This window comes from Flavobacterium adhaerens (genome assembly GCF_040045115.1).
GTDB classification, from domain to species: domain Bacteria; phylum Bacteroidota; class Bacteroidia; order Flavobacteriales; family Flavobacteriaceae; genus Flavobacterium; species Flavobacterium adhaerens.
On the sequence record NZ_JBDLZX010000003.1, the window covers coordinates 235,143 to 248,612 of the forward strand.

Annotated in this window: 15 protein-coding genes; 10 read left to right on the plus strand and 5 right to left on the minus strand. The window is 33.4% G+C overall.

The features are described from left to right. Positions 1 to 103 precede the first annotated feature (103 nt). Positions 104 to 1,261, plus strand: coding sequence for a Na+/H+ antiporter NhaA (gene nhaA / locus ABEB18_RS05575; RefSeq protein WP_348798167.1), 1,158 nt, complete (start codon positions 104 to 106; stop codon positions 1,259 to 1,261). 201 nt (positions 1,262 to 1,462) lie between these two features. After that, positions 1,463 to 1,978 (plus strand): hypothetical protein, encoded by a 516-nt coding sequence (locus tag ABEB18_RS05580; RefSeq protein WP_348798169.1) that lies wholly within the window; start codon positions 1,463 to 1,465, stop codon positions 1,976 to 1,978. Between the two features lie 55 nt (positions 1,979 to 2,033). Here ABEB18_RS05580 and ABEB18_RS05585 read toward each other — a convergent pair whose 3' ends face one another. From ABEB18_RS05585 to ABEB18_RS05595, 3 genes are all read right to left on the minus strand, one after another. Beyond that, positions 2,034 to 2,579 carry a DMP19 family protein gene (locus ABEB18_RS05585; RefSeq protein ID WP_348798170.1) on the minus strand — a complete coding sequence of 182 codons (546 nt, stop codon included), beginning with the start codon at positions 2,577 to 2,579 and terminating at the stop codon, positions 2,034 to 2,036. A gap of 11 nt (positions 2,580 to 2,590) precedes the next feature. Continuing rightward, positions 2,591 to 2,758 carry a hypothetical protein gene (locus ABEB18_RS05590; protein ID WP_348798172.1) on the minus strand — a complete coding sequence of 56 codons (168 nt, stop codon included), beginning with the start codon at positions 2,756 to 2,758 and terminating at the stop codon, positions 2,591 to 2,593. A gap of 145 nt (positions 2,759 to 2,903) precedes the next feature. Beyond that, entirely contained in the window at positions 2,904 to 3,131 is a 228-nt protein-coding gene (locus tag ABEB18_RS05595) for a CDGSH iron-sulfur domain-containing protein (protein WP_348798173.1), read from the minus strand. 270 nt (positions 3,132 to 3,401) lie between these two features. Here ABEB18_RS05595 and ABEB18_RS05600 point away from each other — a divergent pair, with 270 nt between their 5' ends. From ABEB18_RS05600 to ABEB18_RS05635, 8 genes are all read left to right on the plus strand, one after another. Further along, on the plus strand, positions 3,402 to 5,003 hold the full coding sequence (locus ABEB18_RS05600) for a fumarate hydratase (protein ID WP_348798174.1): 1,602 nt from the start codon (positions 3,402 to 3,404) through the stop codon (positions 5,001 to 5,003). A gap of 194 nt (positions 5,004 to 5,197) precedes the next feature. Continuing rightward, the gene (locus tag ABEB18_RS05605) at positions 5,198 to 6,022 is read left to right on the plus strand and encodes an NAD-dependent epimerase/dehydratase family protein (protein WP_348798175.1); all 825 of its coding nucleotides are present in this window, start codon (positions 5,198 to 5,200) and stop codon (positions 6,020 to 6,022) included. 1 nt (position 6,023) lies between these two features. Then, positions 6,024 to 6,962 (plus strand): DMT family transporter, encoded by a 939-nt coding sequence (locus tag ABEB18_RS05610; RefSeq protein WP_348798176.1) that lies wholly within the window; start codon positions 6,024 to 6,026, stop codon positions 6,960 to 6,962. 369 nt (positions 6,963 to 7,331) lie between these two features. Continuing rightward, complete coding sequence (locus ABEB18_RS05615) at positions 7,332 to 8,006, plus strand: SCO family protein (RefSeq protein WP_348798177.1); 675 nt, start codon at positions 7,332 to 7,334, stop codon at positions 8,004 to 8,006. A 74-nt stretch (positions 8,007 to 8,080) separates the two neighbouring features. After that, entirely contained in the window at positions 8,081 to 8,323 is a 243-nt protein-coding gene (locus ABEB18_RS05620; RefSeq protein ID WP_348798178.1) for a FeoA family protein, read from the plus strand. Further along, a complete protein-coding gene (gene feoB / locus ABEB18_RS05625) occupies positions 8,323 to 10,422 on the plus strand; it encodes a ferrous iron transport protein B (RefSeq protein WP_348798179.1) in 2,100 nt (699 codons plus the stop codon). The genes ABEB18_RS05620 and feoB overlap by 1 nt, the downstream gene beginning before the upstream one ends. 6 nt (positions 10,423 to 10,428) lie before the next feature. Beyond that, complete coding sequence (locus ABEB18_RS05630; protein ID WP_348798180.1) at positions 10,429 to 10,551, plus strand: FeoB-associated Cys-rich membrane protein; 123 nt, start codon at positions 10,429 to 10,431, stop codon at positions 10,549 to 10,551. 152 nt (positions 10,552 to 10,703) lie between these two features. Further along, on the plus strand, positions 10,704 to 11,186 hold the full coding sequence (locus tag ABEB18_RS05635) for a YybH family protein (protein WP_348798182.1): 483 nt from the start codon (positions 10,704 to 10,706) through the stop codon (positions 11,184 to 11,186). A 346-nt stretch (positions 11,187 to 11,532) separates the two neighbouring features. On the opposite strand, the gene ABEB18_RS05640 is transcribed toward ABEB18_RS05635, so the two are convergent. Together ABEB18_RS05640 and ABEB18_RS05645 are read right to left on the minus strand one after the other, a co-directional pair. After that, on the minus strand, positions 11,533 to 12,648 hold the full coding sequence (locus ABEB18_RS05640; RefSeq protein WP_348798183.1) for a hypothetical protein: 1,116 nt from the start codon (positions 12,646 to 12,648) through the stop codon (positions 11,533 to 11,535). 157 nt (positions 12,649 to 12,805) lie between these two features. Beyond that, complete coding sequence (locus ABEB18_RS05645; protein ID WP_348798184.1) at positions 12,806 to 13,459, minus strand: metal-dependent transcriptional regulator; 654 nt, start codon at positions 13,457 to 13,459, stop codon at positions 12,806 to 12,808. Between the last annotated feature and the right edge of the window lie 11 nt (positions 13,460 to 13,470).

Consider the following 13,470-nt stretch of genomic DNA (forward strand, 5'->3'; position numbering starts at 1 on the left):
AAAACATCAAAATTAATTAAAATATTCGACTTCAATTTTCAACCCAACTTAATTTACAAATGCTTAAATTAGCGTTTTCAATCAAAAATTTATCTCCCAGCTAATGAAGTTAACAAAAACCTTTTCAGAATTCTTTCAAAATGAAAAAGCGAGTGGAATAGTCTTATTAATCGTGACCATCGTATCGTTACTATTATCGAACTCTTCTATTCAAACAGAATACATAAGTTTTTGGAATACTCCAATTGGCCATCATCCTTTAAGTCATTGGATTAATGATGGTTTGATGACAATTTTCTTTTTATTGATAGGGCTTGAATTAGAACGTGAACTCTACGATGGAGAATTGGCCGATGTAAAAAATGCAATACTTCCTGTTTTTGGAGCCTTAGGTGGAATGTTGGTTCCAGCAGGGATTTTCCTAGCATTAAATTATGGAACTATTACACAAAACGGAGCAGGAATCCCGATGGCTACTGATATTGCATTTGCAGTTGGTGTTTTATCACTTTTAGGAAACCGTGTTCCTGCCTCGTTAAAAGTTTTCCTTACAGCTCTCGCCGTAATTGATGATTTAGGTGCCATACTGGTTATTGCGCTATTTTATACCCAAACCATTTCGTTTTTCAATTTAATAATGGCTTTTGTGGTCATGGGACTGTTGTTTATATTAAACAGACGTCAAGTTCATAATTTAATACCTTACTTAATTGGTGGTGCAATAATGTGGTATTTTATGCTAAATTCGGGTGTGCACGCAACCATTACAGGTGTTTTACTGGCATTTGTAATTCCGTTTGGAGATGGAAGCAAAAAAACCTCTTCGTATAGATTACAACATTTTTTACATAAACCAGTAGCCTTTGTTATCCTTCCTTTATTTGCTATTGCCAATACTTGCATTGCCATTACAGGCGACTGGCATGAAGGCTTAAGTCATGAAAACTCAATTGGTATTATCCTTGGGCTTGTAGTAGGTAAACCAGTCGGAATATTTTTATTTTCATTGTTTGCTGTTGCAATTGGGATTTGCAAACTTCCGAAAGATTTAAAATGGAAAAACATTTTCGGAGTTGGAATGTTGGGCGGAATTGGATTTACAATGTCAATTTTTATCACGTTATTGGCCTTCAAAAATGATGGTGAAGAAGTAATAACGTATTCTAAAATTGCTATTTTACTCGCTTCATTTCTTTCAGGAACATTAGGTTTTATTTGTTTAAAAACGACTTTGAAAGCCTCCAAAAAACGATCAAAATAGATTTTATAAAAAACATCCATCAAAGTACAACAAAAAAACTGCCTTGTAACCAACTGATTTATTTTCTTTTCAAAAGAATAAAAGATTTTTATAGTTGTTTCTTTTGGGATTAAAAAAGAATTTGTAGTCACTTTTTTACTAGAAAATAGTAAAATGGACATAATAAAATTTTATTTTTACGTTGTATTAAAAAAAAATATTATGAAAAAATTTATTCTAATGATTGCATTTGGTTTCATATCAAATGGCTTATTTGCTCAAGCTCCACTAGAAGAAGGTGGTGTACAACTTAATGGAGGAATCGGATTTACAGAATGGGGTTTTGCTCCTTTTTATTTTGGTATCGATTATGGACTTGTAAGAGACGTTACAATTGGAGCACAAGTTTCTTATTTAACAACAAATAATGACGATTATTATTTGGGGGATCACAATTACAACCATAACTCAGCTGTAGGTATTGGAGCAAATGGGAATTATCATTTCAATAGAATATTGGATATTCCAAGTAAATTTGATTTTTATGCAGGTGCTAATGTTACAGGTTATATTTGGAACTATGACAACAAAGACTACCATCGAGACTACGATTCTTTTAATGTTGGACTTCAAGTAGGTGGTCGCGTATTCTTCAATGATAATTTTGGTTTGAATTTAGAATTAAGTGGAGGTAGCACTGTAAGCGGTGCAAAATTTGGAGTTACTTTCAAATTGTAAAATTACTTGACAAACTATTAAATATAAAAAGAGGCTGTTTAGCCTCTTTTTTATTTTATTCATTATCCCTTTTTATTTCATGCCCTACAAATTCCTCTAGAGCTTCAAACATTTCATCTACCGAAAGCACCTCGGTATCGGGATGAGTTTTTAGGAAATCAGCATTAAGCTGAATGAGATTTTCTTCCAACTCAAAAAAAGCATCATTATTCAATAAATCTCTTGTTGAATTAACACCTTCTAGTTTTCCTTTTAAAAATTTATCAATCTTAACACTGCTAAGTAATCGCACTCTTTTGGATTGTGCCTGAAATAATTCTAAATGCTTTTGAGCTCCAATCAATTCTAGACCTTCTTCAATTAGTTCATTTAATTCTTTATTCCATCCCGAATTATAGACAAACTGAGCAAAATTCCCAGTACGATATTGTGAAGCATAATAATCCAAATAATAACTCATCAATGCGTCTTCGTGAATCAAATCATCATCTATTTTTTCCTCACGCATCAGGTTTATTACCGAAATATTGGAGTTGATAACATCTTGAGGATTATCACTACTGGCGGCACTTTCTGAGATTATGATTTTTCCGAATTCCATAACTGTTGCTTTTAAATACTAGATTCGTTATTGTTTTTTTGCTGATTCATTTTAGCCACTAAAGCTTTCAAACGCAAGGCTCTTTCGTTTTTCTCCTCTTGAAGTTTTGCTTTTTTACGATTGAGTAATTTGGTATGCAAAGCTTTATTTTTCGTGTTCTTTTCTGGTCCTTTGGCCATAACACCCTCTTTTAAATTTTTGCAAAGATACTCAAATGAAAGGCACATTCGAATCGAAAATACTTAAGAGTTATTTTCATTTTAAAACACAAAAGCCACATTCGTAAAAATGCAGCTTTTGTGTTTTTGTAATGAAATATAAGGATTACATTTTTTTCATTGGTGGCAATTCAAACGCAACTGGCTCATGCTCAAATTGATTACGATGAGATCCATCGCAAAAAGGTTTATTTGCCGATAATCCACAACGGCAAAGTCCCAAAGCTGTTCTTCCTTGCAAATTGTAAATTTTTCCTTCCGAATCCATTATTTCAAAATCGCCTTCAATCTTTATCGATCCATTTTTATTAATCACTAGTTTAGTCTTACTCATAAAATTGTTATATTTTTTTGGGTAAAGGTTATAAAATATATTGCTAATGATTTTATACCAATCGGGTCTATTTGGGTCAAATACGCTAGTTTAAATTAATTCTATTTTAGACAAAATCAGAAGCTTTTTTAGACAAAAAATCAGTGTTTATAGTGCTTTAAAAGATAAACATCTTGACTTTTTTTTAATAAATTAACAGCGTAACGTGATATAAAACAGCTTACATTCCTTGAACAATTCTTATATTTGGCTCTCAAAAAAAAACAAACTATGGACTTCATATATCAGGATGCCTATCCAATTTTAAAAGACGATACACAATACCGAAAAATTACTTCAGATTACGTAAAAGTAGAAAAACTGGGCGAAAGAGAAATCTTAACTGTTGACCCAAAAGGTTTAGAATTATTGGCTCAAGAAGCGTTGAAAGACGTTTCCTTTATGTTACGTACTTCGCATTTAGAAAAACTAAAAGCGATTCTTGACGATCCCGAAGCTACAGATAACGATCGTTTTGTGGCTTATAATTTATTGCAAAATGCCGTAGTTGCCATAGATGGAGAATTGCCTTCGTGCCAAGATACCGGAACAGCAATTGTAATGGCCAAAAAAGGAGAGAATGTTTATACAGGAGTCGATGATGCAGAGTGGTTATCAAAAGGAATCTTTAATACCTACCAAGAACGCAACTTACGTTATTCTCAAATTGTCCCAATTAGCATGTTTGAAGAGAAAAACTCAGGTTCTAATCTTCCGGCTCAAATTGATATTTATGCTAAAAAAGGATCTACTTACGAATTTTTATTTTTAGCAAAAGGAGGAGGTTCTGCCAACAAAACGTATTTATACCAACAAACAAAATCGTTGTTGAATGAAAAATCATTAGATGCTTTTATTCGTGCCAAAATAATGGATTTAGGAACATCTGCTTGTCCTCCTTATCACTTAGCATTGGTAATTGGAGGAACTTCGGCTGAAGCGAATTTAGCAACCGTAAAGAAAGCATCTGCTGGATATTTTGACAATTTACCAACATCAGGAAATATGGCAGGTCAAGCATTTCGCGATTTGGAATGGGAAAAAAGAGTACAACAAATTTGCCAAGAAAGTGCTATTGGAGCGCAATTTGGCGGTAAATATTTCACTCATGATGTTCGTGTAATCCGTTTGCCACGTCATGCCGCTTCTTGTCCAGTCGGATTAGGCGTTTCTTGTTCTGCTGATAGAAACATCAAAGGAAAAATTACCAAAGACGGAATTTTTGTAGAACAACTGGAAGTAAATCCCAAACGTATGCTACCCGAAACCCCTCCACACTTAGAGGAAGCAATCGAAGTTGATTTGAACCAACCAATGGCTGACATTCTGAAAAAATTGTCACAATACCCAATCAAAACCCGTTTAAAACTAAATGGTACTTTGATTGTAGCGCGTGATATTGCCCATGCCAAAATCAAAGAGTTACTAGATGCTGGAAAACCAATGCCAGAGTATTTTAAAAATCATCCTATCTATTATGCTGGACCAGCAAAAACACCAGACGGAATGCCTTCGGGAAGTTTTGGACCTACAACTGCAGGACGTATGGACGTGTATGTTGAAGAGTTTCAAAAAAATGGAGGAAGTATGATAATGCTTGCCAAAGGTAACAGAACCAAAGCGGTTATGAATGCTTGTAAAACATACGGCGGATTCTATTTGGGTTCTATCGGAGGACCTGCTGCAATTCTGGCAAAAGAAAACATTCTTTCTGTAGAAGTAGTAGATTTTGAAGAATTAGGTATGGAAGCCGTTCGTAAAATTACGATTAAAGATTTCCCAGCGTTTATTATAACCGATGACAAAGGAAATGACTTTTTTGAAAATTTATAGTTAAAAATATTTCATTCCGTAAAGATTCAGTTCGAGAATACTCTTGATTTCGAAAATGAATCTTTACGGATTTTTTTTCTTCCTGTCATCTCAGTAATTGAATTATTCAATCCAAATCAAACTGAGATTCTTTTGCAAAATAGAGTAAATAGCAATGCCTAATTTTGTTTCTTTGCATAATTATTAATTGAGAAATGAAGCAAATAAGTGTTTTAGGATGTGGTTGGTTAGGTTTGCCTTTAGCAAAAGCTTTACTGAACCAAAACTATAGTGTAAAAGGCTCTACAACTTCTCTTACCAAAAAAGAAGCGTTAGAAAATTTAGGTGTTAAGCATTATGTCATTGCACTCGAAACTGAAAAACCAACTGCCAATTTTGATGATTTTCTTGCCAATAGCCATACGTTAATCATTGCAATTCCTCCTCGATTAAAAGGAAAAAAAAAAGATTACACAGATCCACAACAAAATTCTTTTGTCAAAAAAATTGAAAATATAATTCCTCACATTCAAAAGTCGAAAATTGAAAATGTTCTTTTCATTAGTTCTACTGCTGTTTATGGAGATACAAATGATACGATTACAGAAGATTCTATTCCGTTACCTACTACCGAAAGTGGCAAACAATTATTAGAAATCGAAGAATTATTGTTGGAAAACGACGGTTTCAAAACAACTATTTTGCGCTTTGGTGGTTTAATTGGACCTGATAGACATCCTGCCCGATTTTTGGCTGCTAAAGAAAATGTCCCTAATCCTGATGCTCCAATTAATTTGATTGATTTGGAAGATTGCATCGGAATCATTTTGAGCATCTTGAAAAAGAACATTTGGAATGAACGTTTTAATGCGGTAACCCCTTACCATCCTACTCGAGCAACTTATTATACAACAAAAGCTTTGGAACAAAATCTAGTACCTCCTCAATTTAATTATGAAAATCCTTCGACAGGAAAAATCATTTTGAGTGATAAAATCGAAACTATGTTGGGTTATACATTTATCAAAAACAAACTATAAGTTGAAACCTAAGATTCAAAATGCCATTACATCTAAAGTAAACACCATTGGATTGCCTATTTTGGCTTTGTGTTGGGTAAGTTTTTTTTGGGGCACTACATGGATAGCCTCAAAAGAAGGGGTAAGACATATGCCTGCCTTGCAACTTGCTGGTATTCGACAACTCATAGCGGGCTCACTCTATATCGCTTTTTTTCTAAGTATAAAAGAACCTTGGCCAAAGGGGAAACAATGGAAAAGTATTTTTATTTTGAGTCTGCTCAACTTTGCATTAAGCAACGGACTCAGTACTTGGGGTGTAAAATACATCACCAGCGGACTTGGAGCTATCATTGGTGCAATGGTTCCTTTGTGGATCGTATTTATCAGTATTTTTAAAGGAGAGAGAATCACCCGATTGACAGTTTTTGGAATTCTCATTTGTTTTGCTGGAGTTTGCGTCATTTTTTACGAACACCTAGCTGACTTTTTACAACCCGATTTTCAATTTGGAATTGTGCTTTCGGTAACAGCCACAATTACTTGGGCCTTTGGCACTTTATATACCAAAAAGAAAGCGGCTAGTTTTAATCCTTATTTTAGTTTAGGACTTCAAATGTTTATTTCCAGTATATTCATTTTTGCTTTTACAGGAGCAACAGGAATGAGCATTAAACTTTCTGAAATTCCTGCGAGTGCTTGGTGGCCTATTGTATATTTAGTGGTTTTTGGCTCAATACTAACGTTTATTGCTTTTATATATGCATTGCAAAAACTCCCTACGGAACTAAGTAGTCTTTATGCTTATATCAATCCTATAATTGCTGTGCTTCTTGGAGCACTTCTCTTTGATGAGCCTTTAAGCTTTGCTATTATTGTTGGTGGGGGCATTACCTTGACTGGATTATATCTGATCAATTTTGCAATGCGAAGAAAAAAAAGCAGCATTAAATCAAAATAAATTTTATGGTTTAAACGTAATTACCATCTGCCAATATTTATTTGATGTTAAAAAAACAAATAATTTCCTAAATCAGGAAATAAAGCGCTGTTTTGTGCGTTTAATATGTTTTGTGCAAACAAAAAACTAGTATTTATTTTCAATCGTATTATAATTTAATTTCCAAACCCCCACTAATCCTTGTGACCATTCCTAATTTTGGGGATGGTTATTTTTTTGGGGTATAACCGAACTCGATCTTTGATCCTGAAAACCAATTTCTACATTAGCATTTTGTAAAAGTACCGTAACTGTGTTAATTTTAAACAAAAACAAATATTGCCAATTTAAAACAACTTCGCTTTTTGTATTTTTGCCCAAACTATTTCTATGAAATCCTTTTTCTACAAATACAGAATTTTTTTTGGAGTCTTACTGGTATTTTCCATCATTGTGGTTTCGCTTTTCTATACAGCCTTAAAACCTAAAAAAACGCTACCTATTTACAATCCATCTGATGTAAACCCTGAGTTGGTTGACAGCACTGTACAATATGTTAGCAAATACCATACAATAGCTGATTTTTCTTTTACCAATCAAAACGGAAAAATCATTACACAAAAAGATTATGATGGCAAAGTATATGTGGCCGATTTTTTCTTTACTACCTGTGGTTCGATTTGTCCTAAAATGACCACTAATCTTGTCGATGTGCAAAATGCCATAAAAAACAATCCGAAAGTAAAGTTGCTTTCGCTAACCGTATTCCCGGAAACCGATAGTGTTCCAGCTTTGAAAGCTTATGCTCAAAAATATGGTGTCATAGATGCTAAATGGAATTTGGTAACTGGCGACAAAAAAGACATTTACACCATGGCCAGAAAATCGTATTTGGCTGTAAAAATGGGCAAGCCCGAAGAGCTTTTTGATATGGTACATACCGAGAATTTTGTATTGGTCGATCAAAAAAAGAGAGTTCGCGGTTTTTATGACGGAACCAAAAAAGAAGAGATTCAACGATTAATTGAAGATATAAACTGGCTTTGTTTAGACGAAAAAAACTAAGTTAACTTACAATTAACTACCTTGTTTATAAATAAAAATGTATTTTTGCAATCTAAATTGAATCTAAATAAGCTTTGCAAACAACTACATTACATTCTCTCAAGAAAGGACAAAAAGCCATCATACTGGAATTTGATATCGACGCAATACCTCTAAAATTATTAGAAATGGGTTGTTTGCCAGGTAATGAAGTCGAATTACTTCAAATAGCTCCATTGGGAGATCCTTTATATTTAGATATTAATGGTTCGCATGTTGCTATTAGAATTGAAACTGCTCGTCAAATTGAAGTTGAACTAATCAAAACCAATTTGTAATGAGTCTTCAAAATATCAATGTTGCCCTTATCGGAAACCCTAATGTTGGAAAAACTTCAATTTTCAATCAACTTACAGGATTAAATCAACAAGTAGGGAATTACCCTGGAATTACTGTTGAAAAAAAAATAGGTTTTTGTAAATTACCAAATAATGTAAAAGCTAATATTCTAGACCTACCAGGAACTTACAGTCTAAATGCTAGTTCGATGGACGAAAGTGTTGTAATTGAACTTTTATTAAACAAAAACGACAAACTTTTTCCTGATGTTGCAGTAGTGATAACAGATGTCGAAAATCTGAAACGAAATCTACTGATTTATACCCAAATAAAAGACCTGGAAATTCCTACAATTTTAGTTGTTAATATGGCTGATCGTATGGATAACAAAGGGATTAGTCTTGATATTCCATATTTAGAGGAACAATTAAAAACCAAAATTGCTTTGGTTAGTACGCGCAAAGGAACTGGAATCGAAGAGCTAAAACATCTAATTGTTTCGTACAAAACCATTTCGAAAGAACCTTGTTTGAATGCTTCTGTAATAGATAAAGATTATTTTGATAATTTACAAAAAGCGTTTCCAAATCAATTGGTTTATAAATTATGGTTGGTCATAACTCAAGATGTCAATTTTTCGAATTTAGATCGGAATGAAATTCGAAATACGTTTACCAAATCACATTCGGATTTAAAACGTTTACAACAAAAAGAAACTATAAAACGCTATCAATTCATCAATAACACCTTAAAACAAGGAATGCAGATTGATGTTTCGATAGCAAAAGATTTTAGAGCCAAATTAGACCAATTTTTGACCCATAAATTTTGGGGGTATTTCATTTTCTTGTCCATTCTATTCCTTATTTTTCAGTCTATTTTTAATTGGTCAACCATCCCAATGGACTTTATCGACAATACCTTTGCTTCATTGAGCAGTTGGGTTGCCGAAACATTACCAAACGGAATTTTGACTGATTTACTATCGCAAGGAATCATTCCAGGAATTGGCGGAGTTATTATTTTTATTCCACAAATTGCCTTTTTGTTTTTATTCATTTCCGTATTAGAAGAAAGCGGTTATATGAGTCGTGTGGTTTTTTTGATGGATAAAATTATGCGTCGATTTGGGTTATCTGGAAAAAGCGTAGTCCCATTAATCTCAGGGACTGCCTGTGCTATTCCTGCCATTATGGCTACTCGAAACATCGAAAACTGGAAGGAACGATTGATTACCATTTTGGTAACACCTTTTATTACGTGTTCGGCTAGGCTTCCAGTTTATGCAATTATCATCGCTTTAGTCATTCCAAACGAACGTGTTTTCGGTATTTTAAACCTGCAAGGACTAACTTTGATGCTTTTATATCTTTTAGGCTTTGCAACAGCAGTTGTATCGGCATATATTTTGAATAAAATATTAAAACTAGAAAACAAAACCTATTTTGTAGTCGAAATGCCTAGCTATAAAATGCCTCTTTTGAAAAATGTAGGTATTAATGTTGTCGAAAAAACGAAAGCTTTTATTGTAGGTGCAGGAAAGATCATCTTAGCAATATCCATTATTTTATGGTTTTTAGCTTCTTATGGCCCAGGAAAAGATTTTAATGAGGCAGAAGCGATTGTTAAAGAAAGAACTATTAATAACCCTTTAAATGAAACCGAATTTGAAAATGCTGTGGCCTCTCAGAAATTAGAAAATTCATACATTGGTATTATGGGAAGAGCCATCGAACCTGTTATTACACCTTTGGGCTACGATTGGAAAATTGGAATCGCCCTTATTAGTTCCTTTGCCGCTCGTGAAGTATTTGTAGGTACATTGGCCACCATTTATAGTGTTGGTGATAGTGACAATGAAAGTACTATAAAAAACAAAATGCAGGAAGAAATTTACCCAGAAACTGGTAAACCTGTTTTTAATTTTGCTACTGGAATTTCCTTGCTTTTATTTTATGCTTTCGCCATGCAATGTGCTAGTACATTAGCCATTACCAAAAAAGAAACCAACTCTTGGAAATGGCCACTACTACAACTCTCATTTATGAGTCTTTTGGCATATTTTACAGCTCTAATTGCTTATCAAATTTTAAAATAATGTATTATGTTTCAAGAAATTGTCGCATTTGGCATCTTAATAATTGCAGTTGTTTTTTTGGTTCGAAAATATTTTTTCAAAAAAAAATCGGATAAAAACTGTGGCAATGGTGATTGTGGCTGTAGTTAGATAAATAAAAAAGGTTTTAAAAGCTTCTTTTATATGCTTTACAAAAACACTTCGACTCGGAGTAGGTAAAAACCTAATTTTTATCATAAACTCCTTGTATTTCATTTTTTTATCTTAATTTTAGTCTGTTTCTAAACTAAAATTATGTTGTTATGAAAAAAGTATTCATTAAAGGGTTTATCGTATCGAGTGCGTTATTGTTAGTCATTTCTTGTAAAAAAGAAGAACCTGTTACTGCAGCAATAGATGTTAATCAAATTAAAGAAGAAATTCAAGCTAAGGAAAATGAATTTGCCGAAACATACAATTCTGGCATAATGAAAAACATAGGTTATTTTGCAGATGATGCCATCACATTTCCGCAAAACAATCAACCGATAAATGGCAAAGAAGCAATTATAGAATATTTGAAATCTCATATTGACACTGTTGCAAACACAAAAAAAGTATCCTTCACTACAAATGAGGTGTTTGTTTCTAATGATGGAGAACAAGTTGTTGAGCTTGGGAATTATGAAATAAAAGATTCTGCTCAGGCCGTAATAAATTCAGGCAATTATATGACCTTATTTGTAAAGAAAGATGGAAAATATTATTCGCTAAGAGACATGAGCACCTCTAATTCATACAAATAGAAGAGAGTTCATTATAAACATCACAAAAGGCTGTTGAAACTTATTTCAACAGCCTTTTGGTTTTAAAACGGATTCCCCTCGAAGCAATCTTTGTTACTACAAAATTAAATATAAACTCATAAGTCAATTCTTATATTCAATTTTTTAAGATTTTATTTGCGACTCTGGACTTTGCGAGAAACATCCAAACCCAAGCTCTACTACAGGAAAACTTTGTGAGATCAACAAATTCTACACTTAGTTACGTTTTTAAAAAATTTTACTGGACAACAATAATTCAATTTAGTAAATTCAAAACACAAAAAAACCCCGAAATTCAGGGTTTGATTGAATATCCATTTTATAATTAACGTCTTCTTCCTCCACCGCCTCTAAAACCGCCGCCGCCGCCGCCACTTGAACGGAAACCGCCGCCACTAATGTTTGAATGGGATGTTGCAGGTCGATTTGAAGCTCTATTAGACAATGAACTCCCCGTATTTCTATGAGACGTAGAGGGTCTGCTTGAGGTTCTATTGGATAAAGCTCCACTCTTATTTGAATGAGACGTAGAGGGTCTTTTGTTATCTCTTGTAGAAACAGAATTTCGATTATGGTTACTATTATTACCTATGTTATTGTTACGATTATGGTTGTTGCCAATGTTATTTCGATTATTTCCAATATTGTTTCTGTTTCTATTATTACTATTTATATTATTATGCGAAATTCTGTTTGAAGTATGTCTGCTGTTATTGTTATAGTTATTAAAACTATTATGATTCACATAAACATTTGTATTGTGGTATCCATATCCGCCATGATAATGTCCCCAGTGATTGCTACGATAAATACCAACAGCCATTACTGTTGCAAACCCAAACCAAGGAGGATAAAAACCATAATAGTAAGGAGGATAATAAGGAACATAAGCTGGTGAATACACATATTGCACAATTGGTGCTTGTTCTACTACCACAGTCGTTGTGGTTGCAGGCACATTTACCGTTACAGGGTCATCGCCTGTATAGGCAGGGTTTGCAGTTACTCCCCCACTTCCTTTTGGAGCTGGCTCTACAATATAATCCTTTCCGTACAAATCCTTGTCCCCAACAATTTGCATCGTTACCTTTTTATTTTTGTCTTTTGATACAAATATAACAGCCACATCTTGGGTTTCATCTTTGCTGATAGGATCTCTAAGAATAAACGTAAAGTCGTCTCCCTCTTTTTTAGTTTCTACTTTTATAAAATCAACTTTCTTATCATCATTTAAATCCAAATTATTGATTTTTTTATCATTATCATTCAATGATTTTTCAAAATCCTCTATTGTTTTTGACTTTTGGAAAAGATCCAAAACGGCATAAAGATCTAAATTGTCTCCAGGCAACCCTAGTTCACCAGAATCATTTTGCGAATAAACAGCGGTGCCAAACCAACTCACAGTCATTATTATAGCTAATAAAAAACGTATTTTCATAATATCAGTTTTTAATTTGTTATGTAAATATAGTAAAGAAAACTTAATAATTTATTGTCAAAATTTATAATGAGTTGAGCAACTAATCAAAAAAGGCTACAAGCAACTAAACACAATACATCCAGTTATTATTCAGCAACATATAAACAATAATAATTTAATTTTTTTTCACGAATAGATTACTAGCAATCTTATTAGAAATCACAAAATCGTTATTGTTTACTCTAATTTTGACAGACAAATCGAATGTTTCCTTTGATAAGACTTCAATTTTGGTTCCCAAACCAATTTGTTGTTTATCCAGATATTTAAGAAACTCTGATGAATTGTCTTTTACGCCCACACAAATTCCAACTTGATTAGCGTGTAACTCTGACAGTAATTGTTTTTCGATGGTAATAATACGCCCTTGCGCATCTGGTATTGGATCTCCGTGCGGATCTTCGGTAGGATTCCCTAGGAAATCATCTAATTTATTGATCAGTTTTTCTGATTTGATGTGTTCCAACTGTTCGGCAACATCGTGTACTTCATCCCAAGAAAAATCGAGCTTTTCGACCAAAAAAACCTCCCATAAACGATGTTTACGAATAATCATTTTAGCAGCAAGTTTTCCGTTATCGGTAAGCGAGACGCCTTGGTATTTTTTATAATTTACCAAATCTTTATCGGCCAATTTTTTTAGCATATCTGTAACCGACGAAGCTTTGGTTTCCATCATTTCAGCAATAGCATTGGTGCTTACTTCGCCGTCGAGATTAACCGTTAAGTGATAAATCGATTTCAAATAATTTTCTTCAGAGAAAGTCATATTCTTTTTTA

Coding starts and splice junctions, on each gene's coding strand:
- ABEB18_RS05600 (WP_348798174.1), top strand. CDS start 3,402: ATGGACTTCATATATCAGGATGCCTATCCAATTTTAAAAGACGATACA.
- nhaA (WP_348798167.1), top strand. CDS start 104: ATGAAGTTAACAAAAACCTTTTCAGAATTCTTTCAAAATGAAAAAGCG.
- ABEB18_RS05585 (WP_348798170.1), bottom strand. CDS start 2,579: ATGGAATTCGGAAAAATCATAATCTCAGAAAGTGCCGCCAGTAGTGAT.
- ABEB18_RS05590 (WP_348798172.1), bottom strand. CDS start 2,758: ATGGCCAAAGGACCAGAAAAGAACACGAAAAATAAAGCTTTGCATACC.
- ABEB18_RS05630 (WP_348798180.1), top strand. CDS start 10,429: ATGTTTCAAGAAATTGTCGCATTTGGCATCTTAATAATTGCAGTTGTT.
- ABEB18_RS05580 (WP_348798169.1), top strand. CDS start 1,463: ATGAAAAAATTTATTCTAATGATTGCATTTGGTTTCATATCAAATGGC.
- feoB (WP_348798179.1), top strand. CDS start 8,323: ATGAGTCTTCAAAATATCAATGTTGCCCTTATCGGAAACCCTAATGTT.
- ABEB18_RS05605 (WP_348798175.1), top strand. CDS start 5,198: ATGAAGCAAATAAGTGTTTTAGGATGTGGTTGGTTAGGTTTGCCTTTA.
- ABEB18_RS05595 (WP_348798173.1), bottom strand. CDS start 3,131: ATGAGTAAGACTAAACTAGTGATTAATAAAAATGGATCGATAAAGATT.
- ABEB18_RS05640 (WP_348798183.1), bottom strand. CDS start 12,648: ATGAAAATACGTTTTTTATTAGCTATAATAATGACTGTGAGTTGGTTT.
- ABEB18_RS05615 (WP_348798177.1), top strand. CDS start 7,332: ATGAAATCCTTTTTCTACAAATACAGAATTTTTTTTGGAGTCTTACTG.
- ABEB18_RS05645 (WP_348798184.1), bottom strand. CDS start 13,459: ATGACTTTCTCTGAAGAAAATTATTTGAAATCGATTTATCACTTAACG.
- ABEB18_RS05635 (WP_348798182.1), top strand. CDS start 10,704: ATGAAAAAAGTATTCATTAAAGGGTTTATCGTATCGAGTGCGTTATTG.